Source organism: Bradyrhizobium sp. USDA 4532 (genome assembly GCF_024171315.1).
Taxonomy (GTDB): domain Bacteria; phylum Pseudomonadota; class Alphaproteobacteria; order Rhizobiales; family Xanthobacteraceae; genus Bradyrhizobium; species Bradyrhizobium australafricanum.
In genome coordinates, this window is sequence record NZ_JALJZN010000001.1 from 8,262,652 (window position 1) to 8,289,447 (window position 26,796).

General features: G+C 65.2%; 23 protein-coding genes. 11 read left to right on the forward strand and 12 right to left on the reverse strand.

The genetic code is table 11. From position 1 onward, the window contains the following. Positions 1-16: 16 nt before the first annotated feature. From J2R76_RS38085 to J2R76_RS38100, 4 genes are all read right to left on the reverse strand, one after another. A complete protein-coding gene (locus J2R76_RS38085) occupies positions 17-1,072 on the reverse strand; it encodes a 2-oxoacid:ferredoxin oxidoreductase subunit beta (protein ID WP_057014892.1) in 1,056 nt (351 codons plus the stop codon). Beyond that, the gene (locus J2R76_RS38090) at positions 1,069-2,916 is read right to left on the reverse strand and encodes a 2-oxoacid:acceptor oxidoreductase subunit alpha (protein ID WP_176937027.1); all 1,848 of its coding nucleotides are present in this window, start codon (positions 2,914-2,916) and stop codon (positions 1,069-1,071) included. Before J2R76_RS38090 ends, J2R76_RS38085 begins: the two co-directional genes overlap by 4 nt. Beyond that, complete coding sequence (locus tag J2R76_RS38095) at positions 2,886-4,685, reverse strand: FAD-dependent oxidoreductase (protein ID WP_076823960.1); 1,800 nt, start codon at positions 4,683-4,685, stop codon at positions 2,886-2,888. Before J2R76_RS38095 ends, J2R76_RS38090 begins: the two co-directional genes overlap by 31 nt. Before the next feature lie 289 nt (positions 4,686-4,974). Further along, positions 4,975-5,646 carry a DUF4286 family protein gene (locus tag J2R76_RS38100; protein WP_253625779.1) on the reverse strand — a complete coding sequence of 224 codons (672 nt, stop codon included), beginning with the start codon at positions 5,644-5,646 and terminating at the stop codon, positions 4,975-4,977. A gap of 184 nt (positions 5,647-5,830) precedes the next feature. Here J2R76_RS38100 and J2R76_RS38105 point away from each other — a divergent pair, with 184 nt between their 5' ends. Continuing rightward, positions 5,831-8,209, forward strand: coding sequence for a caspase family protein (locus tag J2R76_RS38105; RefSeq protein WP_253625780.1), 2,379 nt, complete (start codon positions 5,831-5,833; stop codon positions 8,207-8,209). 66 nt (positions 8,210-8,275) lie between these two features. Here the strand turns inward: J2R76_RS38105 and pip are convergent, their stop codons facing one another. The 6 genes from pip to pqqA form a co-directional block, all read right to left on the reverse strand. Beyond that, positions 8,276-9,247 carry a prolyl aminopeptidase gene (gene pip / locus J2R76_RS38110; protein WP_168856938.1) on the reverse strand — a complete coding sequence of 324 codons (972 nt, stop codon included), beginning with the start codon at positions 9,245-9,247 and terminating at the stop codon, positions 8,276-8,278. Next, positions 9,237-10,481: a pyrroloquinoline quinone biosynthesis protein PqqE gene (gene pqqE, locus J2R76_RS38115; RefSeq protein WP_253625781.1), complete on the reverse strand. Its 1,245-nt coding sequence runs from the start codon at positions 10,479-10,481 to the stop codon at positions 9,237-9,239. The genes pip and pqqE overlap by 11 nt, the downstream gene beginning before the upstream one ends. Continuing rightward, positions 10,478-10,786 (reverse strand): pyrroloquinoline quinone biosynthesis peptide chaperone PqqD, encoded by a 309-nt coding sequence (gene pqqD / locus J2R76_RS38120; protein WP_057014898.1) that lies wholly within the window; start codon positions 10,784-10,786, stop codon positions 10,478-10,480. The genes pqqE and pqqD overlap by 4 nt, the downstream gene beginning before the upstream one ends. 66 nt (positions 10,787-10,852) lie before the next feature. Next, positions 10,853-11,608, reverse strand: a complete 756-nt coding sequence (gene pqqC, locus J2R76_RS38125) for a pyrroloquinoline-quinone synthase PqqC (protein WP_076865727.1) — start codon at positions 11,606-11,608, stop codon at positions 10,853-10,855. A 20-nt stretch (positions 11,609-11,628) separates the two neighbouring features. Further along, on the reverse strand, positions 11,629-12,558 hold the full coding sequence (gene pqqB / locus J2R76_RS38130) for a pyrroloquinoline quinone biosynthesis protein PqqB (RefSeq protein WP_253625782.1): 930 nt from the start codon (positions 12,556-12,558) through the stop codon (positions 11,629-11,631). A 159-nt stretch (positions 12,559-12,717) separates the two neighbouring features. Then, complete coding sequence (gene pqqA, locus J2R76_RS38135) at positions 12,718-12,798, reverse strand: pyrroloquinoline quinone precursor peptide PqqA (protein WP_035635412.1); 81 nt, start codon at positions 12,796-12,798, stop codon at positions 12,718-12,720. A 326-nt stretch (positions 12,799-13,124) separates the two neighbouring features. On the opposite strand from pqqA, the gene J2R76_RS38140 reads away from it, so the two are divergent. The 9 genes from J2R76_RS38140 to J2R76_RS38180 all read left to right on the forward strand — a co-directional run bounded on the left by J2R76_RS38140 (position 13,125) and on the right by J2R76_RS38180 (position 22,882). Next, positions 13,125-13,382, forward strand: coding sequence for a DUF6894 family protein (locus tag J2R76_RS38140; RefSeq protein ID WP_028332662.1), 258 nt, complete (start codon positions 13,125-13,127; stop codon positions 13,380-13,382). 161 nt (positions 13,383-13,543) lie between these two features. Next, positions 13,544-14,815, forward strand: coding sequence for a sorbosone dehydrogenase family protein (locus tag J2R76_RS38145; protein ID WP_253625783.1), 1,272 nt, complete (start codon positions 13,544-13,546; stop codon positions 14,813-14,815). A 111-nt stretch (positions 14,816-14,926) separates the two neighbouring features. Further along, on the forward strand, positions 14,927-15,493 hold the full coding sequence (locus J2R76_RS38150) for a c-type cytochrome (protein ID WP_253625784.1): 567 nt from the start codon (positions 14,927-14,929) through the stop codon (positions 15,491-15,493). Between the two features lie 71 nt (positions 15,494-15,564). After that, positions 15,565-16,956, forward strand: coding sequence for an amidase family protein (locus J2R76_RS38155; protein WP_253625785.1), 1,392 nt, complete (start codon positions 15,565-15,567; stop codon positions 16,954-16,956). 1 nt (position 16,957) lies between these two features. Further along, positions 16,958-17,434 (forward strand): glutathione peroxidase, encoded by a 477-nt coding sequence (locus J2R76_RS38160; RefSeq protein WP_028332658.1) that lies wholly within the window; start codon positions 16,958-16,960, stop codon positions 17,432-17,434. Continuing rightward, complete coding sequence (locus J2R76_RS38165; RefSeq protein WP_253625786.1) at positions 17,431-17,691, forward strand: DUF3297 family protein; 261 nt, start codon at positions 17,431-17,433, stop codon at positions 17,689-17,691. The genes J2R76_RS38160 and J2R76_RS38165 overlap by 4 nt, the downstream gene beginning before the upstream one ends. A 113-nt stretch (positions 17,692-17,804) precedes the next feature. Continuing rightward, positions 17,805-18,974, forward strand: a complete 1,170-nt coding sequence (locus J2R76_RS38170) for a mandelate racemase/muconate lactonizing enzyme family protein (protein WP_253625787.1) — start codon at positions 17,805-17,807, stop codon at positions 18,972-18,974. A 182-nt stretch (positions 18,975-19,156) separates the two neighbouring features. Further along, positions 19,157-20,218, forward strand: a complete 1,062-nt coding sequence (locus tag J2R76_RS38175; protein WP_229192181.1) for a hypothetical protein — start codon at positions 19,157-19,159, stop codon at positions 20,216-20,218. A gap of 300 nt (positions 20,219-20,518) precedes the next feature. Next, the gene (locus tag J2R76_RS38180) at positions 20,519-22,882 is read left to right on the forward strand and encodes a TonB-dependent siderophore receptor (RefSeq protein ID WP_253625788.1); all 2,364 of its coding nucleotides are present in this window, start codon (positions 20,519-20,521) and stop codon (positions 22,880-22,882) included. Positions 22,883-23,024: 142 nt separating this feature from the next. Here the strand turns inward: J2R76_RS38180 and J2R76_RS38185 are convergent, their stop codons facing one another. Together J2R76_RS38185 and J2R76_RS38190 are read right to left on the reverse strand one after the other, a co-directional pair. Beyond that, on the reverse strand, positions 23,025-24,377 hold the full coding sequence (locus J2R76_RS38185; RefSeq protein ID WP_057014905.1) for a malonyl-CoA decarboxylase: 1,353 nt from the start codon (positions 24,375-24,377) through the stop codon (positions 23,025-23,027). A 158-nt stretch (positions 24,378-24,535) separates the two neighbouring features. Beyond that, the gene (locus tag J2R76_RS38190) at positions 24,536-25,348 is read right to left on the reverse strand and encodes a helix-turn-helix domain-containing protein (RefSeq protein ID WP_253625789.1); all 813 of its coding nucleotides are present in this window, start codon (positions 25,346-25,348) and stop codon (positions 24,536-24,538) included. 74 nt (positions 25,349-25,422) lie between these two features. Here J2R76_RS38190 and J2R76_RS38195 point away from each other — a divergent pair, with 74 nt between their 5' ends. Further along, complete coding sequence (locus tag J2R76_RS38195; protein ID WP_253625790.1) at positions 25,423-26,613, forward strand: MFS transporter; 1,191 nt, start codon at positions 25,423-25,425, stop codon at positions 26,611-26,613. Positions 26,614-26,796 lie beyond the last annotated feature (183 nt).

Below are 26,796 nucleotides of genomic sequence, written 5' to 3' on the forward strand. Positions count from 1 at the left end.
AGTGTGCTGCCACTGCTCAGCGCAGGCTGGCGTTGATCTTGTCCAGCACGGCTGAACCCGGGCACAGCGCTTGTTCGTCGAGCGTGTTGAGCGGCGTCTCGACGGTGTCGAGATGGGTGTGCAGATCCTCGGCATCCGGATCGACATAGAGCAGGCCAGTGACGATCTGGCCCTTGGCCGCGTGCTTCTGCAGGAAGGTCATCGCGCCCAGACGATCATGCGGATCGTAGTCGGCGTCGAGCTTGCGCAGCGCCAGTCTGGAGCCGTCATGCTGCTCGACCACCTGAACGGTGCCGGGCGCATAGTCGACGCTGATCGGATCGCGGCCGACCAGCACGTCGAGGCGATTCACCGCGTCATTGTGCTCGCGGACATAGTCAAAACTCTTGGTCGAGCCGGCGTGGTTGTTGAAGGCGATGCAGGGGCTGATCACGTCGATGAAGGACGCGCCCTGGTGGCGGATCGCAGCCGCGATCAGCGGCACCAGCTGGGTCTTGTCGCCGGAGAAAGAGCGCGCCACGAATGTCGCCCCGAGCTGCAGCGCGATCGCGACCAGGTCGATCGCGTTGTCGGTATTGACGACACCCTTCTTGGACTTCGAGCCGCGGTCGGCGGTGGCCGAGAACTGGCCCTTGGTCAGGCCGTACACGCCGTTGTTCTCGACGATGTAGGTCATGTTGACGGCGCGCCGGATCGAATGCGCGAACTGGCCGAAGCCGATCGAGGCGGAATCGCCGTCGCCGGAGACGCCGAGATAGATCAGGTCGCGGTTGGCGAGGTTGGCGCCGGTCAGGACCGACGGCATGCGGCCGTGCACCGAGTTGAAGCCGTGCGAATTGCCGAGGAAATAGTCCGGCGTCTTCGACGAGCAGCCGATGCCGGAAATCTTCGCCACCCGGTGCGGCTCGATCGAGAGCTCGTAGCAGGCCTCGATGATCGAGGCGGTGATCGAATCGTGACCGCAGCCGGCGCACAGCGTCGAGATCTTCCCCTCATAGTCGCGGTGGGTATAGCCCAGCTCGTTCTTCTTCAGGCCCGGATGATGAAACTTCGGCTTTGCAATGTAGGTCATGTCACGGCCTTGCGGAGAGGGGTCACCTTGAGATGATCCTGGTGGTCGCCGATCGCGCCCGCGATGAAGCGCGCGGTGATCGGCGTGCCGTCATAGTGCAGGATCGGCACCAGCCTGACGGGGTCGATGCCGTTCTCGTTGACGATCAGCTGGCGAAGCTGCGCGTCGCGGTTCTGCTCGACCACGTAGACGAAGTCGTGGTCGGCGATGAAGCTCGCGACGCTGGAGTGGAACGGGAAGGCGCGGATGCGCATGCGGTCGAGCTGATGGCCGCGCGCCTCCAGGATCCCGATCGCCTCGTCCATCGCGGGCGAGGTCGAGCCGAAATAGATCACTCCGTATTTGGTCGGCTTCGCCGCATTGGCCTGCAGCGGCCGCGGCACCATGTCCTGCGCGGTCTCGAACTTGCGCACCAGGCGTTGCATGTTGTCGGCGTAGACCGCGCCTTCCTCGGAATAGCGCGCGTAGCGGTCGCGCGAGGTACCGCGGGTGAAGTAGGAACCCTTGGTCGGATGCGTGCCGGGATAGGTGCGATAGGGGATGCCGTCGCCGTCGACGTCGAGATAGCGGCCGAAGTCGCGGCCTTCCTCGAGCATCTCCGCCGTCATCACCTTGCCGCGGTCGTATTGCTTGGCGTCGTCCCACTTCAGCGGGCGGCACAGCCGGTGGTTCATGCCGATGTCGAGATCGAGCATCAGGAAGATCGTGGTCTGCAGCCGCTCGGCGAGGTCGAAGGCGGCCGCGGCGAACTCGAACGCCTCCGCCGGATCTTCCGGGAACAGCAGCACGTGCTTGGTATCGCCGTGCGAGGCATAGGCGCACGCGATCACGTCGCATTGCTGGGTGCGGGTCGGCATGCCCGTCGAGGGGCCGGCGCGCTGGATGTTCATGATCACGGCCGGGATCTCGGCGAAATAGGACAGGCCGATGAACTCGGTCATCAGCGAAATGCCCGGACCCGACGTCGCGGTGAAGGCCCGTGCGCCGTTCCAGGAGGCGCCGATCACGATGCCGATCGAGGCGAGCTCGTCCTCGCCCTGCACGATGGCGTATTTCGCCTTGCCGGTCTCGGGATCGTGGCGGTACTTCTTGCAGTGGCTGGTGAAGGCTTCCGCCACCGACGATGACGGCGTGATCGGATACCACGCGCACACGGTGGCGCCGCCATAGACGGCGCCGAGCGCGGCCGCGCTGTTGCCTTCGACGAAGATGCGGTCGCCGACCTTGTCGGACTTCTTCACCCGCAGCCCGACCGGGCATTTCAGGTTCTGCAGCGCCCAGTCGCGGCCGAGATGCAGCGCATGAACGTTCGAGGACAGCAGCTTCTCCTTGCCCTTGTACTGCTCGCCGATCAGCTGCTCGACCAGCTTGGGATCGAGGTCGAGCAGGGCGCAGAGCGCGCCGAGATAGATGATGTTCTTGAACAGCTGGCGCTGCCTGGGATCGGTGTAGGTCGAGTTGGTGATCGCGGTCAGCGGCACTCCGATGACGGTGATGTCCTCGCGGAATTTCGACGACGGCATCGGCTTGGTCGAATCGTAGAACAGATAGCCGCCGGGCTCGATCGAGGCGACGTCCTTGTCCCAGGTCTGCGGGTTCATCGCCACCATCAAGTCGACGCCGCCGCGGGCGCCGAGATGGCCGTCCTCGGTGACGCGCACCTCATACCAGGTCGGCAAGCCCTGGATGTTGGACGGGAAGATGTTGCGTGGCGAGACCGGCACGCCGTGGCGCAGGATCGAGCGCGCGAACAGCTCGTTGGCGGAAGCCGAGCCCGAACCGTTGACGTTGGCGAAGCGGACGACGAAGTCGTTTACGCTGCTGATCGGGCTTTGGACTGACATGTTGATCCCGCTTGAACCATATCGATGAGGTACTTCTGCATGTCCCAGGCGCCGGTCGGGCAGCGCTCGGCACACAGCCCGCAATGCAGGCAGACGTCTTCGTCCTTCACCATGACGCGGCCGGTCTTGAGGTCGCCGGAGACGTAGAGCGCCTGGTCGTGATGCGGCGAGGGCGCTTTCAGCCGCTGCCGCAAATCATCCTCCTCACCGTTCTCGGTGAAGCTGATGCAGTCCATCGGACAGATGTCGACGCAGGCGTCGCATTCGATGCAGAGCGGCGCGGAAAACACCGTCTGCACGTCGCAATTCAGGCAGCGCTGCGCCTCGCCGAGCGCGAGCTTGAGGTCGTAGCCGAGCTCGACCTCGGCGCGGATGTCCTTCAGCGCGACCACCTTGTCGCGATGCGGCACCTTGAAGCGCTTGTCGGCGGAGATGTCGTTGTCGTAGCTCCACTCGTGGATGCCCATCTTCTGCGAGGAGACGTGCACCTCGGGCAGCGGGCGCTCGTTGATGTCCTCGCCGGACAGCATGCGGTGGATGGAGAGCGCGGCGTCGTGGCCATGCGCCACCGCCCAGATGATGTTCTTCGGCCCGAACGCCGCATCGCCGCCGAAGAACACCTTCGGATTGGTCGAGACGAACGTCTTGGGATCGACCTTCGGCATGTGCCACTTGTCGAATTCGATGCCGCAATCGGCTTCGATCCAGGGGAACGCGTTCTCCTGGCCGACCGCAACGAGCACATCGTCGCAGGGCACGGTCTCGTCCGGCTCGCCCGAGGGCACCAGATTGCGGCGGCCCTTGGCGTCGTACTCCGCCTTCACCTTCTGGAAGGTGACGCCGATCAGCTTGCCGGCCACATGCTTGAACGCCACCGGCACCATGTAGTTCAGGATCGGGATGTCCTCGTGAAGCGCGTCTTCCTTCTCCCACGGCGAAGCCTTCATTTCCTCGAAGCCGGAGCGGACAATCACCTTGACGCTTTCGCCGCCGAGGCGGCGCGCGGTGCGGCAGCAATCCATCGCCGTGTTGCCGCCGCCGAGCACGATGACGCGGCGGCCGATCTTGTCGACGTGGCCGAACGACACGTTGGCCAGCCACTCGATGCCGATATGGATGTTGGCGGCGCCCTCCTTGCGGCCGGGGATGTCGAGCTCGCGGCCGCGCGGTGCGCCAGAGCCGACAAAGATCGCGTCATAGTTCTCGGCGAGCAGCTGCTTCAGGCTGTCGACGCGCTGACCACCCCTGAACTCGACACCGAGGTTCAGGATGTAGTCGGTCTCCTCGTCGATCACGCTGTCGGGCAGGCGGAATTTCGGAATCTGGCTGCGCATCATGCCGCCGGCCTTGGGATCGCCGTCGAACACGGTGCAGTGATAGCCGAGCGGCGCGAGATCGCGCGCCACGGCGAGCGAGGCAGGGCCGCCGCCGACCAGCGCGATGCGCTTCCCGTTCTTCGGCCCGGGCTTCGGCAGCCGATGCTTGATGTCGTCCTTGAAGTCGGCTGCGACGCGCTTCAGGCGGCAGATCGCGACCGGGTTGTCCTCGACCCGGCCGCGGCGGCATGCTGGCTCGCATGGACGGTCGCAGGTGCGCCCGAGAATGCCGGGGAACACGTTGGACTTCCAATTGATCATGTAGGCGTCGCTGTAACGCCCCTCAGCAATCAACCGGATGTACTCGGGAACGGGTGTGTGTGCGGGACAGGCCCATTGGCAATCGACTACTTTGTGGAAGTAGTCAGGCGCCGAGATATCAGTCGGTTTCATTCCTACCTTTGACCCGCGCGAAAATGCCAGACCCGCGCGGCCTTATCGTTGACGACGAACGCTCACGTGGCGTTGTTCTGGTTTTTGAATTGGATCATAGGCTTATCTTATTAGAGCCGTTCCAGAGAAGGCAAAGGCTAAATTGTCCGATCATCAGCTTTCGCGCGGCTGATGCGCGTGTAGCGTTAATCTCGATTGCGTTATGTGGCGGTGCAGCATGATCTGCACCGCCACGTTTGCTTGAGAAGATGTTTTTCGGGAAAGCGCTTCGCACGCTTTCGGATCAGGCTTACTCGCGCGGAAGGTCGCTCTTCGCGATATCCCACAACAGCCTGTAGACGCCGCTGGTGACCACGAGCGGCTTCAAGGCTGCATTGCCGGTGATGCCTGCGGCCGCTGCGGGGATCGCGCCGACGTCGGTGGCGTCGATCAGCACGAACCAGTCGCCGGCCCCGGGATCGGGTTTCGCCGCATCCGGCGTGAGCGGTTTCGACAGGTCAGGGTCGTTCTCCAGAAGGTGCATCGAGATGATGCCGTCGCGCGAAGCTGGATCGAGTTGCTCCCGCAATGCAGCGCGAAGTTTGTCCGCGCCTTCGGCGGGCGGGCGCAGGCGGATGATGCCGAGGGCTGCGCCCCTGCCGACGCCGCGGCTGATTGTGATGCGCGCGACCCCGCGGATCATGTTCTGAAAGCGCGCGATATTGGCCTTCGACCAGTCGGTCTGGTTGGCGAGCGCCTTGCGATAGGCCAGGCTCTCGAGCACATCGAAGGTCGCGGTCGAGTAGAGGCTGAGATATTTCGGCTTGCCGTCATGGGCGACGTAGCGGCGGGCTTCCAGGAAGCCGTCGATGGCGACCCGTTCCTCGAGATGCTCGCGGTCGTACCAGCGATTGAATTCAGCTTCGTGCAAGCTGTCGATATCCATCGAAGTCAGCAGCATGCCTTGTCCGGCGATTGGCATCGAGTGCTCCTTTTTTGCCTGTTTTATCCGCGCAATATCGCCTGATCGCGCAAACCAGGGAAGCCGGTTCCCGTCACCACAGACCAAGGATTGCCACAATTGCTGCAATGCTGTTCAGCACCGGTTCACAGAGGTAGCATTTCATTCGTTACGCCAACTCTCGAGAAGAAAAGGGACGACCACCATGGCACGCATTCTGTGGGCATTGATCGTCGGTCTGGTGTCGCTCGCCTCGCTTCCCGTGCATGCGCAGGATCAGGAAAAGCGTCTCGCACTTGTCGTCGGCAACGGCGCCTATGAGGCCGGCGCGTTGCAGACCGCCGCGAACGACGCCGGTCTGATCGCGCAGACCTTGCAGGCCGCCGGCTTCGACGTGATCGGCGCACGCGATCTCGACGGCGAGACGCTGCGCAAATCGTTCCGCGATTTCATCCAGAAGGTGCAGGAGGCGGGGCCCAATGCCGTCGCCTTCGTCTATCTCGCCGGTTACGGCGTGCAGCTCACCGGCGAGAACTATTTCGTGCCGGTCGATGCCAAGATTGCCCGCGACACCGACGTGCCGGTCGAGGCGATCCGCATCTCCGACTACAGCCACCAACTCTCGGCGCTGCCGATCAAGGCCGGCGTGATCGTGCTCGATGCGGCGCGCAGCAATCCCTTCGCCAAGGAAGGCCAGCCGCTGGCCGGCGGTCTTGCGCTGGTCGATCCCGATCCGAAGATGCTGATCGCCTTCAACTCGGCGCCCGGCACCGTTGCTCCTGACGGTGCGCCGCCCTACGGGCCTTACGCGCAAGCACTGGCGGAAATGATCCGCACCGGCGGCCTGACTCTGCCCGAGGTGTTCGACCGCGTCCGCCTGCGGGTCAACGAGATGACCAAGGGCGCCGAGATCCCGTGGGATGCGCACAAGGTCGACGCGCCCTTCATGTTCTTCGAGCGCAAGCCGGACGCGCCGCCGCAGCAGGTCGATGCCGGGCTGCGCACCATGCCGATCCGCGATTTCTCGGCGCAGGATGCCTACGCCGCGGCGCTGGAGCGCGACACGCTGCAGGGCTACGAGGATTACCTGCAGGCCTATCCGAACGATCCGCTGGCCAAGCGCGTGCGCGCGATCGTGGCGGCGCGGCGCGAGGCGATCACCTGGCGGCGCACCTACAACGCCGACTCGACTGATGCGTATTGGTCGTATCTGCGGCGCTATCCGCGCGGGCCGCATGCCTACGACTGCCGGCGCCGGCTCGCCTATCTGTCGGCCGCGCTGGAGCCGCCGGCGCAGTTCACGGTGCTCGACTACGACGTGCCGCCGCCGCCGCCCGACGAGATCGACTATGTCGACCGCCCGGTGCTGTATTACAGCGATCCGGTGTTCGCCTTCGCGCCGCCACCGCCGCCGCCGGTGTTCTTCCTGCCGCCGCCGCCGCCGGACTTCGTCGTGCTGCCGCCACCGCCGCCGCCGATCGGCCTGTACGTGCTGCCGACGCCGATGTTCGTGGCGATGCCGGCCTATGTCGCCGCACCGGCCTATGTCGTGCCGCCGCAGAACAACATCGTGTTCAACAACATCCACAACACCACGGTCATCAACACGGTCATCAACAATCCCAACCCGACGCCGGCGCAGCTCCATGCGGCCGGGGTGACGGCGGCGATGGGCGGCGCGCCGGTGACGGCGGCACCGCGACTGCCGGCCGCGGCGATGCAGCGCGCCAATCTGCCGGGCGCTCCGCAAGGCGCGACGCCCGCGCAGGGCGCGGCGATGGGAGCTCCGCGCGCCGCACCGAACGCTGCCGCGGCGCCGAACGCTGCTGCCACTCCGAATGCTGCCGCCGCTCCGAATGCGATGGGCGCGCCGGGCACGCCGGGTGCGCATACCCTGCCGGGCGCGAAAAATGGACCGCCGCTGCCGCAGTCGGCGACCGCACCGGCCAATGCCATGCAGCATGGCGCTGTGCCGCCGGGAGCCGCACAACCCGGCGCCGCGCAACCTGGCGCAAAGCCGAATGCGGTGGTGCCGGGCAAGCCGGCGACTGCCATGGCGCCTGCCAATGCGCAGCCTGCTCCTCCGGCCAAGCCCGGTGCCGCGCCGGCGACAAACGCGCCCGCCTCACCCGCGGCCGCCGGCAAGCCAGGTGCGCAACCGCTTCCGCATGCGGCGACCGCGCCGACCGCAAACGTGAAGCCCTCGGCGGCGCCGTCGCCGGCGAACAGCGCGATGTCGACACGGCCGACGCCGGCGGCGCACCCGGCACCCGCGCGCGCCGCAGTGTCGCCGGCGCCGGTCTCCCGGCCCGCGCCGACGCATGCGGCAGCTCCGCCGGTCCATGCCGCAGCTCCGCCCGTGCGGGCTGCGGCTCCCCCGCCGCGGCCGGTTGCCCCGCCACCTCGTGCTGCGGCTTTGCCGCCGCGTCCGGCGCCGGCACCGGCTCCGCGCGCCGCGCCGCCGCCTCGGCCGGCGATGCAGGTGCAACATGCAGCGCCGCCACCGCGGATGGCGGCGCCGCCAAGGCCCGCGGCCGCGCCACGGGCAGCGCCGGCATGTCCTCCCGGCAAGTGCAAACATTGAGGGAAGCAAGGGAGCCGGTCGAGTTCTTCACCGGCTCCTTGACGTCGGGTGCGTTCCGCCGGCGGTCTAGCGCTTGGCCGCGAGGTCGGCGATCGCCTTCATCACGGCGTTGCGGATGCCGGGATCGTAGAGGATGTGGCCGGCGCCATCGATGATGCGGACCTCGCTGCCCGGCCAGCGCGCGGCGAGCGCGTGCGATGTTGCGGGCGGGCACAACAGATCGTAGCGGCCCTGCACCAGGATGCCGGGAATGCCGGCGAGCTTGCCGGCCTCACTCATCAATTGATGCGGCCGCATGAAGCAATCGTTGGCGAAGTAGTGCGCCTCCATGAACGGCGTCGAGGGCAGGGCGCCTGAGGCCTTGAGATCGAGCCGCGTCTGCTTCGGCGTGTGCTCCGACAACGCGCGTTCGGTGTCGTGCCAGGCGCGCGCGGCCGGCGCATGCACGGCGGCGTCGGGATCGAGGATGCGGCGATAATAGGCCGCAAGCGGTGCTGCGCGCTCGCTCTCGGGCAGGAAGTTGAGGAAGTCCTCGTGGAGGGCGGGATAGAAGCGCGGCAGGGCGCGCAGGAAAACGTCGTCCAGCTCCTCGGCTGTGCCGAGAAACGTCGCGCGCAGTGCGAGCCCGCTGACCCGCTCGGGATGGGCCTGCGCATAGGCCAGCGCCAGCGTCGCGCCCCAAGAGCCGCCGACCACCATCCAGCGCGCGAAGCCGAAGCGCTCGCGGATCTTCTCCATGTCCGCGATCAGGTGCTGCGTCGTGTTGTTGTCGCGGCTGCCCTTCGGCCGGCTGCGGCCGCAGCCGCGCTGGTCGAACAGCACGGCGTGAAAGCGCTCGGGATCGAACAGCCGGCGATGATCGGGCTGGCAGCCGCTACCGGGGCCGCCATGCAGATAGACCGCGGGAATGCCGCCCTCGCGCCCGACGCTCTCGACATGGAGATCGTGGCCATCGCCGACGTCGAGCCATTCCGACGTCAGCGGCGCAAAGGGATCGGCACGCCTCGCGGCCTTGCCGACGTCGGCGTCAGGCGCCATTGCGCTTGTCCTGGGATTCGTTCCGGGGGGCTTCCGTCTCCAACGTGCCGCCGGCGAAGTTACGATACAGGAAGCGGTTCTGCGTGCCGGCGGATTCCTGCTCGGCCTGCTTGAAGATCTCCTCGTGTCGCGGCGACAGCGCGCAGGCCGGGTCCGTGTTGCCGGCATCGCCGGTCAGCGCAAAGGCCTGGCAGCGGCAGCCGCCGTAATCGATCTCGCGGAATTCGCAACTCTTGCACGGCTCCGGCATCCAGCCGGTGCCGCGATAGCGGTTGAAGGCCTCCGAGTTCTGCCAGATCCAGGCGATCGAATGGTTCGAGCGCACCGATTCGAATTCGAGCCCGGTGATGCTTTCGGCGGCGTGGCACGGCAGCACCTTGCCGGCCGGCGAGATGTTGAAGAACTGGCGGCCCCAGCCGCCCATGCATTTCTTCGGCCGCAGCGCGTAGTAATCCGGCACCACATAGTCGATCGCAAGCGTGCCCTTCAGGCGCATTTGGGCTTCCTCGACGATGCGGCTGGTCTCCTCGATCTGCTCGATCGTCGGCATCAGCGCGGCACGGTTCTTCAGCGCCCAGCCGTAATACTGCACGTTGGCGACCTCGAGCCGGTCGGCGTCGAGGTCGACCGCCATCTGGATGATGTCGGTCAGCTGATGCAGGTTCTGCCGGTGCATCACCGCATTCACCGTGAGCGGCAATTCGAGCTCGCGCGTCCATTTGGCGACCTCGAGCTTCTTCTTGTGCGCGTCCTTCAGCCCGGCCACGCGGTCGGCGACGTTGGGCTCGTTGCCCTGAAAACTGATCTGCACATGGCTGAGGCCGGCGTCGGCCAGCGCCGAAAGCTTGTCCCTGGTCAACAGCACGGCCGAGGTGATCAGGTTGGAATAGAGCCCGACATCGGTCGCGTGCTGCACCAGCTCGACGATGTCCTTGCGCGCGGTCGGCTCGCCGCCGGAGAAATGGATCTGCAGCACGCCGAGCTCGGCAAGCTCGCTCAGCACCTTCTTCCATTCGTCGGTGGTGAGCTCGGTCGAGCCGCGGTCGAGCTCGACCGGGTTCGAGCAGTAGGGGCATTGCAGCGGGCAGCGGTGGGTGATCTCGAGCAGCACCGCGAGCGGGATGCCGTAGGTCTCGGCCGCCGAACGGCGGCTCTCCAGCACGGCGAGCCCATCACTTGGGGCTGCGCTCGGGCCCGGCGCTGTCGTCTTGTTGTCGGCGAGCGTGTCACTCATGCTGTGCTCTCGCGCGCTTCGGTGAGAAAACCCTTGTCGGCCAGATCCTGCAGCATCGCGATCACGTCGGTCGCGATCGCCTCGCGTGGGGCGGCGTATTTTTCGGCGAGCTGGTCCACCATCTCGGCGACACTGCGCATGCCGTCACACAGCTGCAGCACCTCGACCGCGATCTCATCCGGCGCCAGCACGCGCTCCGGCGCCAGGATCACCCAGACCTGCCGCGTCTCGTCGAATTTCAGCTTGGTATGGCGCGGCAGTTTCGGCCGGCTGGTCTCGCTGACGCTGATGTTGCGGCTGGCCATGATCTAAGTCTCTTTGTCTGAGCATGATCTTTCGGAAAACCGGCTCCCACTTTTCCGGATCATGCTCTAACCTGTCTTCGGCACGAACGCGCCGGGCGGAATCTGGCCGTCGACATACGCATGATACAGCGCGTCGAGCTGCACCCACAGCACGTTGGTCTTGAAGATCAGCGCATTGCAGACCGCTTCGCGCTCCGCCGGCGTCTTGGCGTGCTGCTTGACATAATCAAGCGCGAAGCCGGCGTCGCGCGGCGCCTGGGTCAGGCGGCGGCTGAAATAGCTCATGATGTCGGGGTTGACGAAGTCGTAGTGCTTCAGCATCCCCGAGATGCGCTCCTCGTGCAGGTTCGGCGCGAACAGTTCGGTGAGCGAGGAGGCGATCGCCTCCAGCGGCGTGCGGTCGCGGCAGAAATGCACATAGGCTTCGACGGCGAAGCGCGTCGCCGGCAGAATGCCTTCGGTTGACTCCACATAGGCCGTGTCGAGCCCGAGGCCTTCTGTCAACTTCAGCCAGCGCTCGATGCCGCCTTCATTGCCGAGATCGCCGTCGTGATCCTCGATGCGGTGGCGCCATTCGATCCTTGTGTTGCGGTCGCGGAAGCGCGAGATCACCATCGCGTCCTTCAGCGGGATCGTGCTCTGGTAGTAATAGCGGTTCAGCGCCCAGGCCTGGACCTGGCCCTTGTTGAGCTTGCCGCCGTGCAGCAGGCGGTGGAACGGGTGCAGGCTGTGATACCGCGTGGCACCGATCGTGCGCAGCGTCGCCTCCATCTCCTCGGCACTGTCGAGCGTGATGCCCTTGCCGATCGAGAGCGCGGTCATTCCTGAGGTCAGCACGACATTCACAGCACGATCTCCGTTCCGTCGGAGGGAATCTGCCAGCCCGCCTGTTCGGCCGCCTTGCGTTCGGCCGAGGTCCCAAGCAGCGCCGGGTTGGAGTTGTTGATATGCAAAAACACTTTTCGTCCGATGTCGAGCCCGGCGAGGCTTTCGATCGCACCCTGATCGCCCGACATCGCGATATGGCCCATGCCTTGGCCGGTCTTGTTGCCAAGGCCCGCCGCGATCAGTTCGTCGTCGCGCCACACCGTGCCGTCGAAAAACACCAGCGGGGCGCCCTTGAGCCGTGATTTCAGGTCGTCAGTCACCCGTGCGCAGGCGGCCAGGAAGTAGAAATATTTGCCGCTGCGCCGGTCCGCAATACGCAGGCCGAGCGTATCGCCGACGCCGTCGGCGCCCGCCGGATGCGCCTTGCCCTCGAGATACCACGCGCCCTTGCCGGGAACCTCGAACGGCAGCACCTCGAGCCCGGACGGCGATCCGTCGGGCAGGGCCGGTTCGAAGGCCTGGTCGACCGCGATCGGCCGGCGGTCGACGTTCTTGTCGCTGAGCACGTTGAAGATGCTGTTCGCGCGCAGGATCGCCAGCACCCGCTCATGCGCGTAGATCGCAAATGGCGAACCCTCGCGCATCGACAATAGCCCTGCGACCGCGTCGATCTCGCCATTGGTGAGGATGACGCCCGCGATCGGGCTATGGCGCAGTGCGCCGTGCTTCGGATGCAGCTGCGGCGTGGCAATCAACTGCTGGCGCAGATCCGGGGACGCATTGACCAGGAACCAGTGCACGCCATCGCCGCTGACCGCGATCGAGGCTTGCGTGCTCTGCAGTTCGGGATGGTCGCTTCGCGCCGTCCTGCAGACGGCACAGCCGCAGTTCCACTGCGGAACGCCGCCACCCGCCGCGGCACCCAGGACGACGACACGAAGCATGATCCGTCCCCTGGAGAAGCTTGGCCTGGAGAAGTTTGTTGGACCCAGAAACGTTACGAGGTGGACTCCGGATTTGAAACACACTCCCTTGGTCGGGAGCGCGTTACGCCCGGATGTCCACCTGCGCTAAAACGCTAAACGTATAGAGGGCGCTGCCGCTTACTTGCGGGTTGCGCACATATACATGTTGATTTCCATGCCGACCGACACTTCGACGATCTTCGGTGCTTTCCAGGCCATTTGGCTCTCCTTGTTGCAACCGGACGAACTTTCCGCCCTGCAGGCTAAACTACTGTGGTTGGAAAAGTTCGCCAGTTAAATTTTCTGTAAGGTGCCGCCTCGAAGGGCATGCTGCACTGCGGCAAGCAAATCTTACCCACTCACAAATTTGTGCGCGCGTTTCCCGTCAAAAGCCCGTGGCATCAGACCTTTTTCCTGTTGTTCGCCACACGGTGAATGGTGATGTTGGAATAAGTAAACAGCAGCCCCGCGGTCCTCCGAAGGTCCCGGTGACGATCCTGTGCTTCCCCGCGACGGGAGGCGACTAACCGAGCCGAGTTCAGCCGATGCCACGCTATTTCTTCAACACCCGTATCGGCGACGAGCTGATCTCCGATCCCGACGGCGAAATCCTGCGGGACCCGGATCGTGCGTGGGAAATGGCGCGCGCGATGATTCGCGAACTGCTCAAGACCGAGGGCGCCGACGGCGCGCTGCTCAGCGCCGTGATCGAGGTGACCGACGACGAGGGCGAGGTCGTGCTGGAGTTTCCATTCACGGAGGCGATCCTCGATCGCCCGGACCGCTCGATGACAAGGCACTGACGCTGGCCCCGCGCGGCCACAACCATGCGTTGGCCGATGTCCGGCATGCTTCCGATTGCAATTGTCCGGACAAATTCGCAAGACTATGAACGGAAAGCCGAACGGCGCCGGGCGACGTCAATGGCGCAATCAACAACGGCTTCCACCGAGGGGAGATCTTCATGAAAAAACACTCGTTCGCACCGCGCAGCTTGCTGCTCGCGGGGGTCATGCTCGGGGCGTTCACGCTCTCTGCTGCGGCGCAACAGCCGGCCGCGCCGGCGGCAGGTGCCGCCCCTGCCGCCCAGCCGCTGCCGCCGGGCTCGCCCTTGATCGGGCGTCCGGACAACGAGGCCGCCGCCAAGCTCGCGCCGGTGGCGCCGCCGCCGCTGCCGTCCGCACCCGACAAGCTGCCGCTCGCCAAGCTCAAGGTGCCGGCCGGCTTCAATGTCGAGGTCTATGCGGCCGGCATGGCCAATGCGCGCTCGCTGGCGCTCGGCGACAAGGGCACGGTGTTCGTCGGCAGCCGCCTCGTCGACAAGGTCTATGCGATCGTCAACAAGGACGGCAAGCGCTCGGTCAAGGTGATCGCCTCCGGCCTCTATCGTCCGAACGGCGTCGCCTTCAAGGACGGCACGCTCTACATCGCCGAGCTCTCGAAGGTCTCCAAGATCGACAAGATCGAGGACAATCTGGACAACCCGCCGAAGCCCACCGTCGTCTACGACAAGCTGCCGAAGGACGAGGCGCATGGCTGGAAGTTCATCGCCGTCGGTCCCGACAACAAGCTTTATGTTCCGGTCGGACAGCCCGGCAACAACGTGCTGCATGATGCCGACCACGGCCAGATCCGCCGCATGAATCTCGATGGCTCCGGCGCCGAGGTCTACGCGCTCGGCGTGCGCAACACGGTCGGCTTCGACTGGAATCCCGAGAACAAGCAGATGTACTTCACCGACAACGGCCGCGATTGGCTGTCGGAGACGGTGCCGGAAGACGAGCTCAACCGCATCACCAAGGCGGGCGAGGATTTCGGCGCGCCGTACTGCTACCAGGGCAACATCATCGACCAGGAGCTCGGCTGGGGCAAGACCTGCAAGGACTACACCGCGCCGGTCGGCCTGATGGGCCCGCATACCGCGTCGCTCGGCATGCGCTTCTACACCGGCAGCATGTTCCCGAAGACCTACAAGAACGTGATCTTCGTCGCGCGTCACGGCTCCTGGAACAAGTCGCAGAAGCAGGGTGGTGACGTGGTCGCCGTCAGGCTGAACAAGGACGGCACCGTGAAGTCGATGGAGCCGTTCCTGACCGGCTTCCTCGAAGACAACAAGTATGTCGGCCGCCCGGTCGACGTGATGCTGCTGAAGGACGGCTCGCTGCTGGTCTCCGACGACTGGAACGGCGCGGTCTATCGCGTCAGCTACGGCAAGCCGAAGGTCGCCAATCAGTAACAACCACCAACGTCATTCCGGGCTGGTGCGACAGCACCAGACCCGGAATCTCGAGATTCCGGGTTCGCCCTTCGGGCGCCCCGGAATGACACTGAAAGTCAGGAGCAGCCGATGCGTAAGTTCATGATCCCTGTGCTCCTGTTTGCATCCGCTCTTTCCGCAAATGCCGAGACCATCCAGGAGCGCGCCGCCGCGTGCTTTGCCTGCCATGGCGAGCATGGCACGTCGGAGACCGAGAACACGCCGTCGCTTGGCGGCCAGACGGCGCCCTATGCGCTGATCCAGCTCTTCATGTTCCGCGAGAAGCTGCGGGTGTTCGACCCGATGAACGAGATGGCGAAGCCGCTGACCGACGACGATTTGCGCAGCTTCTCGGATTTCATCGCGACCCTGCCGAAGCCCACGCCGCCCGCTGACGCCGGCGATCCGGCGCGGATGGCGCGGGGCCAGGCGCTGGCGCAGCAGAACCGCTGCAATAGCTGCCACAACACCGATTTCTCCGGCAAGGAGAATGTCCCGCGCATCGCCAACCAGCGCGAGGACTACCTCGCCAAGACGCTGGCCGAATACAAGGACAACAGCCGCCATGGCTATGACGCCACCATGGCCGACGTGATGCAAACGGTCACCAAGGAGCAGATCGGCGACCTTGCCTATTACATCGCGCATGTCCGCTGAAACATCAGGCGGCGGACCGCTGGCCATGTTCTCCGCGCGGCGCTAAAACGCAGCGTCACACGGAGTTGCACATGCAGGATATTTGGCGTCTGTCGGCGGCCGAGCTCGCCAGCCTCATCAAATCGAAGAAGGTGTCGGCGAAGGAGGCAGCGGAGGCGGGGCTCGCCCGGCTCGACGCGGTCAACCCGAAGCTCAACGCGGTGGTCGATCACCGGCCGGACGACGTGCTGGCGCAGGCGGCCAAGATCGATGCGGCCATTGCGCGCGGCGAGGCGGTCGGGCCGCTCGCCGGCGTGCCGGTCACCATCAAGGTCAATGTCGACCAGGAGGGCTACGCCACCACCAATGGGCTGAAGGCACAGCGCGACGTCATCGCCAGGGTCGACAATCCGGTGGTCGCCAATCTGCGCAAGGCCGGCGCGGTGCTGCTCGGCCGCACCAATTGTCCGGCGGTCTCCTATCGCTGGTTCACCACCAACCTCATTCACGGCGACACCAAGAACCCGCGCGATCCCGGCATCACCCCGGGCGGCTCGTCCGGCGGCGCGGGTTCGGCGGTCGCGGCCGGCATCGGCCACATCGCGCACGGCACCGATATCGCCGGCTCGGTGCGCTATCCGGCCTATGCCTGCGGCGTGCACGGCCTGCGGCCAAGCATGGGCCGTATCCCGGCCTTCAATTCGGCTTTGCCGGAGCGGCCGATCGGCCCGCAGATCAGCGCGGTGTCGGGCCCGCTGGCGCGCACCATCAACGATCTGCGCATCTCGCTCGCGGCGATGTCGGCGCCGGACTATCGCGACCCCTGGTATGCGCCGGTGCCGCTCGAAGGCCCGCCGCGCGAGAAGCGCGTTGCGATGTGCCTCAATCCCGACGGTCTTAATCCGGTGCCGGAAGTGGTCGCCGCGGTGGCCGATGCCGGCAAGCGCTTGCAGAAGGCCGGCTGGATCGTCGAGGAAATTGCAAACACGCCGTCCTTGCGCGAGGCGGCCGAGATCCAGACCCGGCTCTGGCTCGGCGACGGCTATGAGGCCCAGCTCGCATTCGCCGAGCGCGAGGGCGATCCCGGCGCACTGGCCTGCCTGCGCGGCGTCCGCGCCCGGGTGCATCCGTTCGACCTGTCGCAGGCACTGACCCGCCGCGCGACCCTGACGCGCGAATGGTTCGCCTTCTTCGAGAAATATCCGGTGCTGCTGATGCCGGTGTCCGGCGAGCTGCCGTTCCCCGACCATCTCGACCGCAAGGACGAGGCGTCGTTCGCGCGGGTGTGGCACGCGCAGCTGCCGCAGATTGCGATCCCGTTCATGGGGCTTCCCGGGCTCGTGGTCTCCACCGGTCTCGTCGGACGGATCCCGGTCGGCGTGCAACTGGTGGCCGGACGCTACCGCGAGGATCTCTGCCTTGCCGCTGGTGAGGCGGTCGAGGCCGGCGGCACGCCGTCGTCGCCGATCGATCCGGTCAGCTGAGATGGCGACCGTTTACGATTTCACCGCCAAGTCGCTCGCCGGCGACGACGTGCCGCTGCAGCGGTTCGAGGGCCAGGTGCTGCTGATCGTGAACACGGCGAGCGCCTGCGGGTTCACGCCGCAATACAAGGGCCTGCAGGAGCTGCACGCCGGCCTGTCGCCGCGCGGCTTCGCCGTGCTCGGCTTCCCCTGCAACCAGTTCGGCGCGCAGGAGCCGGGCGATGCGAAGCAGATCGCCGCGTTCTGCGAGACCAACTACGCCGTCACGTTTCCGATGTTCGCCAAGATCGACGTCAATGGCTCAGGTGCGCATCCATTGTACGAACACCTGAAACGTGAGAAGTCGGGCCTGCTCGGGCCCGCGATCAAATGGAACTTCACCAAGTTCCTGGTCGATCGCGCCGGCAAGGTCGTGGCGCGGCACGCGCCGACCGCCCGGCCCGAAGGATTGAGGAAGGACATCGAGGCGCTGCTATGAGCGACGACAACGACACCAACGACCAATTCCCCGACCGCCTCTCGGTCGATCCGAACAGCCCGTACTACAATGCGGATATTCTCGCCCGCGATGTCGGCATCCGATTCAAGGGGGTCGAGAAGACCAATGTCGAGGAGTACTGCATCAGCGAAGGCTGGGTCCGCGTCACCGCCGGCAATGCCAAGGACCGTTACGGCAATCCGCTGACCATCAAGGTGCACGGGCCGGTCGAGCCGTATTTCCGGGACAAGACGTAGCAACCGTCATTCCGGGATGGTCCGAAGGACCAGACCCGGAATCTCGAGATTCCGGGTTCGATGCTTCGCATCGCCCCGGAATGACGTGCCTAACAAATTGCGAAAGCAGCGCCATGTCCGTCCGCATCGTCGACGTCCGCGAAATCACAAAACCGATCTCCTCGCCGATCCGCAACGCCTATATCGACTTCACAAAGATGACCTCGAGCCTGGTGGCCGTGGTCACTGACGTGGTGCGCGACGGCAGGCGGGTGGTCGGCTACGGCTTCAATTCCAACGGCCGCTACGGGCAGGGCGGTCTGATCCGCGAGCGCTTTGCGCCGCGCCTCAAGGAAGCCGATCCGAAATCGCTGCTCGATGCCGATGGCGGCAATCTCGATCCGGACAAGGTCTGGTCGACGCTGATGTCGAACGAGAAGCCGGGCGGCCATGGCGAGCGCTCGGTCGCGGTCGGCACCATCGACATGGCGGTGTGGGACGCGGTGGCGAAGATCGCGGGCAAGCCGCTGTTCCGGCTGCTCGCCGAGCGCCACGGCCTCACCGCCAATCCGCGCGTCTTCGTCTACGCAGCCGGCGGCTACTACTATCCTGGCAAGGACCTCGGCGCGCTGCGCAAGGAGATGCGTGGCTATCTCGACCGCGGCTACAACGTCGTGAAGATGAAGATCGGCGGTGCGCCGCTTGCCGAGGACCGCGAGCGCATCGAGGCGGTGCTGAAGGAGATCGGCAGCGCGGCGCAGCTTGCGGTCGACGCCAACGGCCGCTTCGATCTGGAGACCGCGATCGCCTACGCCAAGATGCTGCGCGAGTATCCGCTGTTCTGGTACGAGGAGGCCGGCGACCCGCTCGACTACGCGTTGCAGGCCGCGCTGGCCGAGTTCTATCCGGGGGCGATGGCGACCGGCGAGAACCTGTTCAGCCACCAGGATGCGCGGAACCTGATCCGCTACGGCGGCATGCGGCCGGACCGCGACTGGCTGCAATTCGATTGCGCGCTGTCCTACGGGCTCTGCGAGTATCAGCGCACGCTCGAGGTGCTGAAGACCCACGGCTGGTCGCCGAGCCGCTGCATCCCGCATGGCGGCCACCAGATGTCGCTGAATATCGCGGCCGGCCTCGGCCTCGGCGGCAACGAGAGCTACCCCGACCTGTTCCAGCCCTATGGCGGGTTCCCGGACGGCGTGCGCGTCGAGGGTGGCCACATCGTGATGCCCGACCTTCCCGGCATCGGCTTCGAGGGCAAATCCGATCTCTACAAGGAGATGAAGGCGCTGGCGGACTAAGTCCGGCCCGCGAGTGCCGATCCGCTGGGCGCGGGTGGGCATGAGCTTGCTCGCAAAATTTCGTGAGCGACGCTCAGGAAATTATTGAACATTGCTCATTTCCGGATATACTCATGAGAACAGGGCGTCTTTGTCCCGGATGATCGGGAGCAGGCGCAAAAACCGGCCGTGAGGATAGCCGCATGCCATATTCAGCCAAGGATCTCCGGGACGCCGCAAATGCCGGGGTGATCAGCCCGGCCGATCTGGAACGGTTGCTCGCTTTCCTGGCGAGCAGCGCCGGGCAGGGTTCGGCGGGCGATGCAAGTCCCGCCGCCAAATTCGATGCCGCGCATGTGCTCTGGTACGCCGGCGCGCTCATTGTGATCGGTGCCATGGGCCTGTTCTCGACCCTGGCCTTCACCCAGATGGGCGGCCGCGCGCTCACGGCCTGCGCGATCGCCTATGCGGTCGGGTTCAGCGTGGCGGGTCACCACCTCTGGCACGACAAGAATCTGCGGGTTCCCGGCGGCCTGCTGATCGCGATCGCGGTCTCGATGGCGCCGCTCGCGGTCTACGGCATCCAGGACGAGCTTGGCTGGTGGGGCAAGTTCGGCAAGCCGGGAACCGTGCAGGACTTCTACGTCTGGGTGAAGGGCAGCTGGATCTTCATGGAGATCGCGACCGTCGCCGCCGGCATCGTCGCGCTGCGCTACTACCGCTTCGCTTTCATCGTCGCGATCATCTCGGTCGCGCTGTGGTTCATGTCGATGGACCTGGCGCCGTGGTTCAGCGGCATGGCTCACGCCGATTTCGAGATGCGCCGCAGGGTATCGATCTGGTTCGGGCTTGCCGTGCTCGCGGTCGCGTGGATCGTGGACTATCGCAGCCGCAACGGCGACTTTGCGTTCTGGCTGCATCTGTTCGGCCTGATGGCGTTCTGGGGCGGAATTAGCGCGTCCGAAGGCTCAACCGAATTGAGCAAGGCGGTGTATTGCCTGCTCAATGTCGGCCTGATCGTGATTGCCGTGATTTTGATGCGGCGCGCCTATGCGGTGTTCGGCGCGTTCGGCATCTGCCTCTATCTCGGCCATCTCGCCGACGTCGTCTTCAAGGACTCGCTGTGGTTTCCGTTCTCGCTGTCGCTGATCGGCATTGCCGTGATCGCCGCAGGCCTGCTCTACCATCGCCACGAGCGTGCGATCACTGGCTGGATCGACGCGCATCTGCCGGCGGGGTTGCGGCCGCGGTCCGCAACCGCATGACCGCGACGTCCTGATCGTTTTAGAACCGCTACAATCTGGAATCGCTACAAGAAGTGCGGCGCGCAAGCGCCGCTCTTCGTTTCCGGGCGCAAATCCGGAAGCCGACAGAAACCATTCGCATCCTTGACTTTTCCAACCCCGCGCTCGCCGCGCGGCGTACCCGCGTCCATTCGTCGCGATTTTATTCCGTCGTCACGCAAAAATTTTCTCGCGCCCGTCGTCTGGACGCACAGCGCCTCACCTCTCTAGAGGACGGCGCATCGCCTTCAACGAAGGCGAGAGTTGCTTGGGGACGACGTCATGACATCAAGAACACAAGCCCATCGTCGCACTGTCTTGCTTGCGCTGCTCACGGCGAGCTATCTCGCGCTGAGCGTTCCGCTCGCAACATCTGCCGCACAGGCGCAATCGGCGCCGTCGCAGGCCGGCGCCTCGTCGCTGCCGCCGGTGACCGTCACCGCGCCGGCCACGCAACGTCGCCGCAACGCACCATCGACATCGCGTAACACCGCCGCAGCACGAGGCCGCCGCACCCAGACGGCACGGCGGATCGCGCCCGCGGCGGCGGCAAAACCGTTCGCGGAATCGCAGGACGCCCGCACCGGCACATCGGGCTATTTCGCCAACAGCACGTCGGTTGCGACCAGGACCAACACCGCCATCGTCAACATCCCGCAATCGCTCAACGTGATCACGCGGGAGCAGATCCGCGACCAGAACTATCAGGGCCTCACCGACGTCACCCGCTATGTCCCCGGCGTTGCCGTGCATCAGGGCGAGGGCAATCGCGACGAACTCGTGATCCGCGGCGTCGATTCCAGCGCCAACTTCTTCGTCAACGGCTTTCGTGACGACGTGCAGTATTTCCGCGACATGTACAACGCCCAGAGCATCGAGGTGCTGAAGGGGCCGAGCGCGCTGACCTTCGGCCGCGGCGCCGGCGGCGGCCTGCTCAACCGCACCCTCAAGGAAGCCGACGGCAACCGCGTCTACGAGGCGACGGCGCAGACCGGCTCGTGGGGCGATCGCCGCGTCAGCCTCGATGCCGGACAGGCGATCAACGACAACGTCGCAGCAAGGCTCAACGTGTTCTACGAGGGTGCCGACGCCTTCCGCGATTTCAATCATCTGGAGCGCTACGGCATCAATCCGACGGTGACGCTGAAGCCCGACGACAACACCAAAATCAAACTGAGCTACGAGTACTTTCACGACGAGCGCACCGCCGATCGCGGCAATCCCTCGCAGGGTCTGCCGGGCGGCGCGACCCGCTTCAACCCGACCACGCCGTTCGCGCCGAACGGCGACTTCTCGACCTTCTTCGGCAGCCCAAGCCTGAACACTGCGCAGGCGACGGTGCAGACCGGCATGGCCATCATCGAGCACGATTTCGAGAACGGGCTGACGGTGCGCAACGGCACCATCGCCGCCGACTACCAGAAATTCTATCAGAACGTCTATCCAACGGGCGGTCCGCTCGCCGGCGCGGTCAATCCTGCCGACACCGCGGTCAATCTCGGCGCCTATCAGCACACGACGAACCGCGACAATGTCTTCAACCAGACCGATTTCACCTACAAGGCCTGGACCGGGCCGCTGTTCCACACCGTCGGCTTCGGCACCGAGTTCGGCCGGCAGACCGGCGTCGATATCCGCAACACCGGCGTGTTCCCGAACGGCACCAACACCATCGTGCAGAACCCGTTCGCGCCGACCTATTTCGGCCCGGTGACGTTTCTTCACCACTTCACCGGCACCAACAGCGACGGAGTCACCACGCCCGATTCGAACAGCCGCTATGCGCTGAACATTCAGTCCGGCTATCTCAGGGACACCATCGAGATTTCGCGCGCCGTGCAGATCATCGCCGGCGCCCGGTTCGATCGCTACGACATGTCGGCCACCGACATGAACACCAACATCAATCGCAATCGCGTCGACAATCTGGTGTCGCCGCAGGGCGCCCTGATCATCAAGCCGATCGATTCGATGTCGGTCTATACCGCCTACAGCGTCTCCTTCCTGCCGGCCTCGGGCGACCAGTTCAGCGCGCTGAACGACGGCACCCTGATCCTGCAGCCGCAGCGCTTCGAGAATGTCGAGCTCGGCATGAAGTGGAACATCAACCCGAAGCTGTTGTTCTCGACCGCGGTCTACAATCTGAACCGCACCAACCAGCCGATCGCCGACGGTAACAATCCCGGCTTCTTCTTTCCCTCCGGCAGCACGCTCACGCGAGGCGTCGAGGCGAGCCTGACCGGCTATGTCACCGAGCAGTGGCAGTCGTCGCTGGCCTATGCCTACACCGACGCGAAGATCACCGGCGCGACCTCGGCGACCGTCGTGCCTGGCAACCGCGTCCAGCTGGTGCCGTACAATCAGTTTGCCTGGTGGAACAAGTATCAGTTCACGCCGATGTGGGCGGCTGCGCTCGGCGTAATCTATTTCGGCGATTCCTTCGCCTCGTCCGACGATACGGTGCGGCTGCCGGGCTTCGTGCGCTTCGATGCGGCGATCTATGCCAAGATCGACGAGACCTGGAGCGCCCAGCTCAATATCGAGAACATTTTCGACAAGGGCTATTGGGCGTCGGCTGACGGCAACAACAATATCTCGCCGGGACAGGGCCGCACGGTAAGGCTGATGGCGCGGGCGAGGTTTTAGCTTTCACCGTCATGCCCGGGCTTGTCCCGGGCATCCACGTCTTTGCCGCGGTCTACAAGAAAGACGTGGATGGCCGGGACAAGCCCGGCCATGACAACGGTAGAGAGGTGTGCTCGCAATGACGTAGAGAGGGGTTGGCCTGTCACCCCAACCGCATGTCCAGCAGCCGCCGGCCTTCGCCCTTCAACAGCTTCTTCACCGCGCTCGAGGCGATCACCTCGCCATTGTTGGCGTAGGCTTCGTGGTTCTTCTCGATGTCGTCGAGGCGGTAGAGGTAGTTGACCATGATGCCGGCGGATTCGCGCAGGCCCTTGGGCGAGAGATCGCCGAGCCAGTTGATCCGCTCCAAGCGTGCGCCGTTGCCGAGATGGAAGCGCGCGACCGAATCGATCAGTCGTCCCTTCGGCGTGCGCGCCTTCAGGAAATAGTAGGCGGCAAGCGGCTCCAGTACGGCGCGCAGCTGGGTCGCGAGCTCGGCGTTCTCGAACCAGTCGGGCTTGCCGAGGCTTTCCAGCAGCTGGCGGTCCTCCTCGGTGAGCGGCACGTCGTCGGCCTGCTTGACCCACTGCATGAAGCCCGGCACCGGCGATAGCGTCACGAAGTTGTCGAGCTTCGGCAATTCGCGGCGCAGCTCCTCGACCACCTGCTTGATCAGGAAGCTGCCGAAGGAGATGCCGCCAAGGCCGCGCTGGGTGTTGGAGATTGAATAGAACACCGCGGTGCGGGCGCGCTCGACCGGCACCGGCTCGCGCTCTTCGGCCAGCAGCGGCGCGATTGCGCCCGGGATGGCTTCGGTGAGCGCGACCTCGACGAAGATCAGCGGCTCGTCGGCCAGCGCCGGATGGAAGAAGGCGTAACAGCGGCGATCGATCGGATCGATGCGGCGGCGCAGATCGTCCCAATCGCGGATCTCGTGCACGGCCTCATAACGGATGATCTTCTCCAGAATATTGGCCGGCGACGACCAGTCTATCCTGCGCAGCACGAGGAATCCCCTGTTGAACCAGGACGAGAGCAGATGCACCACGTCGCGATCGAGCGCGGCGAGGTCCTTGTTGCCCTTCATCAATGAAAGCAGATCCGAGCGGATCGACACCAGCTCGCCGGTGCCGCCAGGCGCGCGATTGAGGCGGCGGATCAATTCCTGGCGGCGCGGCTCGGACGCGAAATGCAGGTCGCTGGCATCGTCGCCATTGGCCTTGGCGCGCCAGCTTTCGATCGCCTGCGCCAGTTTGGCGTGATCGGGGCCAAAATCGCGGGCCAGCGTCTGGAAGAACGACAGCCGCCCGGCGGCATCGAGATGATGGTAGCGGTCGAGCACTTCGCGCGCCATCGCGGTGCCGGAGGCTTCGCCGCGGCCGGATAACAGCGCCTCGCACAATTCCAGCAGTTCGGAAGCATCCTGCTTGTCGTTGGCCGGGCTGGCGCGGCCGAGCAGGACGCGGCCGCGTTCGGAAATCGTCGAGAGCAGATCGGAGAAGAAGGCATTGGCCATGAGCAGGTCGTATCCAGCAGGTCGTATCCAATGAAGCCGGACCTTACACGGGATTTAAGGTCGGGAGCACAGCAATCAAGCGCATGGATCGTACGGAAATATGTCGCAGCGCGACAGCGGTATAATTCGTCGTCGCTGCGCCCGGTGACAAACCCGGTTCACGTTTTCTCGCACGTTTTCTCCGCGAACGCGGTCGGTGTCTTGCCGGTAACCTGGCGGAACGCGTGGGAAAATGCCGGTACGCTGGCATAGCCGAGGTCGGAGGCGACCTGCTTGACCGAAACATTCGCGCTGCTCGACAGGCGCTCGATCGCGGCCGCGATGCGGGCGCGCTGGCACCAGCTCTTGAACGAGAGCTGCGTTTCCGCCGAGAACAGCCGCGACAGCGTCCGCGCCGAGGTGCCGACCGTGCGCGCCAGCGCGTCGATGTCGTGGTCCTGCGTCGGATCGGCCAGCACGAGGTCGGCGGCGCGGCGGCAGCGCGGCTCCTGCGGCAGCGGGATGAAGGTCGCGGAATCCTCGGCCTGGTGCAACTCCAGCATCACGAGGCGAATCAACAGATCGGTGCGCTCGCGTCCGCATGAGGCGTCGAACAGCGCGAGGATCGCCTGGTGCACCAGCGGCGACACCCGCACCACGAATTCGTGGTCGAGGCTGTCGCTGCGCTTTTCGCGCGCGAGCCAGGCCTGGTCGAAATACAGCGTGCGCATCTCGATGTGGGCGAGCACGTCAATCGCGTGCGGGAGCAGTGCAGGGACCCACACCGCGCGGTCCGGCGGCACCAGCCAGCGCCCCTTGGGCGTCGTCACCTGCATGGTGCCGCTGGCTGCATAGACCAGCTGTGCCTCGTGGTGCATGTGCGGCTCGAGCCGGACGCCCTTGCGGTAGCTGCGCGCCACCAGATGCACGCCGTCCCCGGTGACGCGCCGGTCCTGGTGGAGGGCTCTTATTGGCGGCTCAGCGATAGTCATTGGCGACATCCCGTCAGGACAAGCACCTATAACCTATTTTCGAGCAATTGAAGAATCGCGTGAGAGACGTGCCGATGAACGGTCCAAGCAACAGTCCCAGCCGGGTGATCACCTTCGTCAATGCGGCCCATTTCATCGATCACTACGCGATGCTGATCTTCGCGGCCGCCGTCATCATCATGGGTCCGGCGCTCGGCATGGCCTATTCGGAACTCCTGCCTTATGCGACCCCGGGCTTCATCGCCTTCGGCGCCGGCTCGCTGGTCACGGGCTGGCTCGGCGACCGCTGGAGCCGCCGCCACATGATGGTGATCTTCTTCGTCGGCATCGGCCTGTCGATGATCTCGGTCGGCTTCGTGCAGACACCGCTGCAGCTCGGCGCCGCACTGCTGGCGATCGGCGTCTTCGCCTCGATCTATCATCCGGTCGGCACCGCGATGATCGTGTCCTATGCCGAGAAGCTCGGCGCCCAGATGGGGATCAACGGCGTCTGGGGCAATCTCGGCGTTGCCTCGTCGGCGCTGGTCACCGGCGTGATCGGCCAGTATCTCGGCTGGCGCTGGGCCTTCATCGTCCCCGGCATGGTCACCGTGCTGATCGGCATCGCCTTTGCGATGACGGTGGTGCATGAGGACCGCAAGGGCTCCAGGCAGGCGGCAGCGCAGGTGCGGGTCGCCAAGGAGGACATGTGGCGCGTGGTGCTGTCGCTCCTGATCGTGGTGATCGCGATCTCCACCACCTTCAACGCGGTGACGGTGGCGCTGCCGAAGCTGTTCGCCGAACGGCTCGCCGACCTGACCAAGAGCCCGGCGCTGCTCGGCGTGATCGCGGCCGGGGTCTATGTGTTCGGCGCGATGACGCAGTACACCATCGGCAAGCTGCTCGACAGATATTCGCTGAAGACGGTGGCGCTGCCGCTGTCGTTCCTGCTGGCGCCGTTCCTTTATCTGGCGGCGAGCCTAAACAACCTGCCGCTGATCGTGGTCTCGATCGGCATCGTGATGGGCGCGTTCGGCCAGGTCACGGTGAACGATGCCATGGTCGGCAAGTACACCACCGAGGAATGGCGCTCGCGCGCCTATGCGGTGCGCTATTTCGTCGGCTTCACCGCGGCCGGCGCTTCCGTCGGCCTGGTCGCCTGGCTGTACGACCAGGGCGGCTTCTCGATGATGCTGCGCGCGTTCGCGGCGCTGTGCCTGCTGGCGATTGCGGCCGCGATCATCCTGCCGCGCGAGATCCGCACCCCGGCCGCGCAGGCGGGCTGACGCAGGCGTTTTGCCGCCCATTTAACGTTGCGACGAGGCGTGCCCGACCGGCGGGCCTCGACCGACGGCGGATAACCGTGACATGGTCACGCTTCGCGAACTTTGTTCCGACCCGTAGGTGTGGTAGGTTCAAGCGGGCCTCGGGGACGAAGGCGCCGGTTGCGCCTTGAACACGTCTTTACG